The 4,853-nt window shown below is 55.8% G+C and carries 4 protein-coding genes; 1 reads left to right on the top strand and 3 read right to left on the bottom strand.

The genetic code is table 11. The features are described 5' to 3' along the window. Positions 1-137: 137 nt before the first annotated feature. Positions 138-1,076 (bottom strand): DMT family transporter, encoded by a 939-nt coding sequence (locus ACXJ5O_RS19165; RefSeq protein WP_457301285.1) that lies wholly within the window; start codon positions 1,074-1,076, stop codon positions 138-140. Between the two features lie 141 nt (positions 1,077-1,217). Here ACXJ5O_RS19165 and ACXJ5O_RS19160 point away from each other — a divergent pair, with 141 nt between their 5' ends. Continuing rightward, on the top strand, positions 1,218-2,444 hold the full coding sequence (locus tag ACXJ5O_RS19160; protein WP_271895072.1) for an alanine racemase: 1,227 nt from the start codon (positions 1,218-1,220) through the stop codon (positions 2,442-2,444). Between the two features lie 2 nt (positions 2,445-2,446). Here ACXJ5O_RS19160 and ACXJ5O_RS19155 read toward each other — a convergent pair whose 3' ends face one another. Together ACXJ5O_RS19155 and ACXJ5O_RS19150 are read right to left on the bottom strand one after the other, a co-directional pair. Beyond that, positions 2,447-3,661, bottom strand: coding sequence for a lytic murein transglycosylase (locus tag ACXJ5O_RS19155; RefSeq protein WP_457301284.1), 1,215 nt, complete (start codon positions 3,659-3,661; stop codon positions 2,447-2,449). A gap of 119 nt (positions 3,662-3,780) precedes the next feature. Continuing rightward, the gene (locus tag ACXJ5O_RS19150) at positions 3,781-4,599 is read right to left on the bottom strand and encodes a glycoside hydrolase family 25 protein (protein ID WP_457301283.1); all 819 of its coding nucleotides are present in this window, start codon (positions 4,597-4,599) and stop codon (positions 3,781-3,783) included. Between the last annotated feature and the right edge of the window lie 254 nt (positions 4,600-4,853).

Below are 4,853 nucleotides of genomic sequence, written 5' to 3'. Positions count from 1 at the left end.
AAAATGTTCCCGAAAGCGGTATATTTTTGCAGTGCAGCAAAAAGGTCACACAGTAGGGATTGGCTTGAACTTGCCACAATTAGGCCAGAATTAAGCCGCGGACCCAGAGCTATAGGACTAACGGTATATTGAAAACTTTAGGCTTTTTGGCGCTTTTGCAAGGCTGCGAGCAGCCTGCCATCAATCGTCAACAATCCAAGAGCGATCAATGCCATGCCGAGGAAGTCCTGAAGCCCTAGCTCTTCGTCAAGAAAAATTGTTCCAAGCAGAATAGCGCTGACTGGAACGATCAAAGTGACGAGTGATGCATTTGTTGCGCCGGCGGTCCGGACGATCGAAAAATAGAGAATATAGGCGAAAGCGGTCGACAGAAGGCCAAGACCGAGAATGGCCAACCAGACACCGGTATCGATGTTCGCTACGGCAGGAACGCCGTCGTAGATGAGCACCACGGGTATCATGATAAGCGTGGATGCAGTCATTTGACCGGTGGACGTCACTGTGGGTGGCACTCCCTTGAAGCGCTTCGCCAGAATGCCGGCAAAAGCATAGGAGAGGGTGGCGCCGATGACAGCAATTTCAGCCCAAAGCGGACCACCGAGACCAGTGAGAACACCAGGGCCGATCATGATGACGAGCCCCAATATGCCCAGGAGAATGCCGACAAGTTTGTTGATCGTGATCCTTTCGTCTACCGTAAGGATGGCGGCGACGACGACCGTCCAGATCGGTGTTGTCGCATTGAGGATCGACTCGACACCTGCGCCAAGAACTGTCTGCCCGACGAAGAGCAGGGAAAAGGGTATGACGTTCATCAGCAGGCCAAGGCCGGCGAACTCAAATGCATGATCCCGGTAGTCCCAGAACCGGATGCCGCGGCTAAGCAGATAGAGATGAAGTGCCAGCGCTGCTACCGCCACGCGAAAAAGAACCAGCGTTAACGGGGGAATCACCTGAACCGCGACACGCGCAAAGAAGAATGATCCACCCCAGATTGCGCCAAGAAGAAGTAATTGCAACCATGCAAAGCTGGTCATGGCGAGAGGATTGGGCGACGTTGTTTGCGCGGTGGACACGGATAGATCCTTTCGACAGTGCTGTCTGATAAGGTTTCTAGCTGTTCAACGGTATAAAACCACCCGATTCCAGCTGCAAGAAACCGACTTTCGTCTGTCACCTGTCCTTGATAAGAGTTTTGCATGACGCAGAACAAAACGATGCAACGATTCGCCTCGGCCCGTGAAGCAGCGCTTACCCTGCGGCCGGATCAGCCAGTCTACTGCTTTCGGCCGCAAGTTCTGATCGATGACGCGCACCAGTTCATGAAGATGTTCCCGGGCGAGACGGCTTATGCGGTCAAGACCAATGGCGAAAATCTTGTGCTCGAAACGCTGGCCCGCAATGGCATCAGCGTTTTCGATGTAGCATCCCCGGGAGAGTTCGAAGCGGTGCGCAAGGTCGCACCGGATGCGCAGATGCTCTATATGCACCCGATCAAGGCGCAGTCGGATATTCGCCTTGCTCTCGAAACCTACGGCATTCGTGTTCTGGCAGTGGACCATGAGGATGAGATCGCCAAGGTAACCCGCATTGTGCGTGCACTGGATATCGATCCAGCCAGCATAACGCTGTACATAAGGCTGCAAACCAAGGGACATGCCGCCTACGAGTTATCGAAGAAATTTGGTGCAGCACCGGCACATGCAGTAGAGTTGCTGCAGCGCGCCCACAAGATCGGCTACATGGTCGGCCTGTGTTTTCATGTTGGCAGCCAGATCGAGGATCCCGACACCTATGAGCGTGCGTTGAGCTCGGCTGATTGGGTACGCAACCGCGCCGGGGTTCCCTTGGCGGGTCTCGACGTTGGTGGTGGCTTTCCCGCCGAGTATGGACATGACCCGAGACGCAAGCATGTCGAGATGCCTTCGCTTGGCCAACTGATGTCGCGGTTGCGGGGCGATATCAAGGAGTATGGTTTTGGTGATTTGCCCCTCGTGGCAGAGCCGGGCCGGGTCATCGTCGCCCGGGCGTTTTCATTGATCGTGCGTGTTCTCTTACGCAAGGGCAGGCGGCTCTACATCAATGACGGTATCTGGGCGTCGCTGTCGGATTCGTGGACCGGCAAGATCACGCTGCCAGCCCGCTTCATCCCCGATCCGGCCAAAAAGCACCGCCATGGCGATCCGAAGGAAATTGTGCCGTTCCGGGTGTGCGGCGCAACGTGCGATTCCGTCGATATACTGTCACGCCCGTTCTGGTTGCCGGAAACGGTCGACACTGGAGACTGGATCGAGATCGGTAATATCGGTGCCTACTCGCTGTCGCTGCGCACCCGCTTCAACGGCTTCTATCCCGACACTTTCGTGGAGGTGGAAACACCCTTCGACGAAGGTGATCGACCGGAAGGTTTTGCCTCGCTCGAAACGATGGCGCCTGCGCAGTAAGGTTAGAGCTTGCCGAGGAGTTCGGGTGTTGGCCACGCATCGGCGGGCAGACCAAGGCGAATCTGTTCGTCACGTACCGCATCGCGGGTGAGAATGCCGAACACACCATCGATCTTCGGGCCCATGTCGTGGCCGCGCGCCGCAAGCTTGTTCTGCAATTCCTTCATTTGTTCGGGATTGAGCCCGACTTCAGGATTGGTCGGTTCCAGCGGGCCCGCACCAGCCAGGCGGGTGGCAAAATAGGCTGCTGTCGTAGCGTAGATGATCGATTTGTTCCATTCGACAAAAATATCGAAGTTCGCATAGGAAAGGAAAGCTGGCCCCTTGCGGCCCATCGGAAGCAGCAGCGAGGCATCGCCATCGTCGGGACCGAGCGGTCCCTTCATACCGGTAACACCCCACGCGGCCCATTTGGAGTGGGGCAGACGGTTGGTGCGCATGGCATTTTCCCAAGGCAGCTCTTGTGTAAGCTTCACTTCCTCCAGCCATGGCTCGCCCTTGCGCCAGCCCAGATCATGCATCACCCGAGCAGCGGTCATGATCGCATCTGGCGCGCTGTGCTTCAGATCGACCTTGCCATCGCCGTCACCGTCGACGCCGCGCTCGAGATAATCGGTTGGCAGCATCTGCATCTGACCGATCTCGCCAGCCCAGGCGCCGGTCGTCTTGGCATCGACGACACCGCTGTCAAAAAGCTTCAGAAGAGCGATCAACTGCGGGCGGAAAAGTTCTGGCCGGCGGCAATCGAATGAGAGCGTCAGGAGTGCGTTGAGCGTATCGAAATCGCCCTGAACTGCACCGAAATCCGTCTCAAGACCCCAGAATGCTGCGATCACCGGTCCTGGAACGCCATACTCAGCTTCTGCCTTGGCAAAGGTATCCGCATACTTCTTGAGGTTTGCCGCGCCCTGTTTCAAACGGTAATCGGACACCATGCGCGAGGAGAAAGTGAGGAAAGTCTGATTGAACACGCCTTGGGCGCGGTCACGCTCCAGTACCTTGTCGTCCATCGAAGCCTTGAGAAGCTCACCCAAGCCTCTATCGGTTACACCGGCTGCTTTTGCCTCGGCGATCAGTCCATTGAACCACGGCTCCAGTTCGCCCCCGCATGCGGGTTTTGCCACTACCGGTTGCGTCGGCGCCACCTGATCCAGGGCACGGGCAGTGCCGCATAGGGCAAAAAGGCTGACGGCAAGTGCAATCGATAGTTTGTTCATAAGAAAAATCTCATTGATAACGGGCGCGTATTCACTACACGCAGAATTTTTCCTGCTAATGCACGAATATGTGGATGGCGTGAAGTCAAAGAAGTGCGAGAAAACGCTCGCGCTGAGCTTTATCGGACCTTGTTGCGCACCAGCCACTGTTTCCAGGCCATTTCATTGCCCGCGAAAACATTGATATCCGCATCGCCACGTATGCCAGGGATGGCTCCCGTCCCGGTATATTGCCAAAAAGTCCACGGATGCAGTCCGTACTTCTCATCGGGGTGACCTGCCACCGAGCGCAGCCAGAATGGATAATTAGCAAGTTGCCTCAGATCGTTGTCGTCGAAGAAATCGACGGTCGTATAGATGATTGGCCGTTTGCCGTAATGACGTTCGAGGATATCCAGGAACGTACGCATTTCGCCGCGCACGACAGCAGCATTTGGCCTGAGCTTGCAGGTTGGAGAAGCGGCGTTCCACTCCATGTCGAGAACCGGGGGCAAAGCGCCGGGATCGTTAGGCACATGCTCGATGAACCAGCGCGCCTGTTCCTTGGCGGTACGGCAGAAATAATAGAAATGATAGGCACCGCGAGGGATGCCTGCAGCGCGCGCCGCTGCCCAGTTCTGGCCAAATCGTTCATCGAACCTGTCGGCGCCTTCGGTCGCCTTTATGAAGACAAAGGAAATACGGCTGCTGCGTACCGTCTGCCAATCGACTGTGGACTGATATTTCGAGACGTCCGTTCCATGAATCGGATATCGCCACGGGGTCTTGCCGGTCCAGTCGTGAGGATCGCGATCACCGAAACGCGGCGCGCTTACATTGCCTGTCGGGGCGGCAATCTGTTGAACGGCCGAAGTTTGTTTGGGTGCGGAGAAGTCGTAGTCAACCGTCGTGCAGCCGGCGAGCAAGAGGGTCAATATACTGGCTGCAAGTCGTTTCATGAAGGAGTTCCGTATCGAATCGTGGACGGTGCGTCACAGGTACCTTACAGATGCGTCATTATGCTTAATAGATCATGACCGGCTACGCCATTCAGCGTTTGTTAGCGCAGATCATGCCCCATTTTCCTAGCTGCACGAATTCTTGGCGCGTGTTACTCGTTGCAACCTATGTTTGAGACGTATTGGTTGCAGCATTTGCCATTTGGGGGCAAGAAATGATCAGAAGACTTGGCTTGCTGGTTTTGCTCGTCGGC

The sequence above is a fragment of the Phyllobacterium sp. P5_D12 genome (assembly GCF_054049495.1).
Note: the sequence above shows the minus strand (reverse complement) of the source record. Positions and strands in the feature narration are given on the sequence as shown.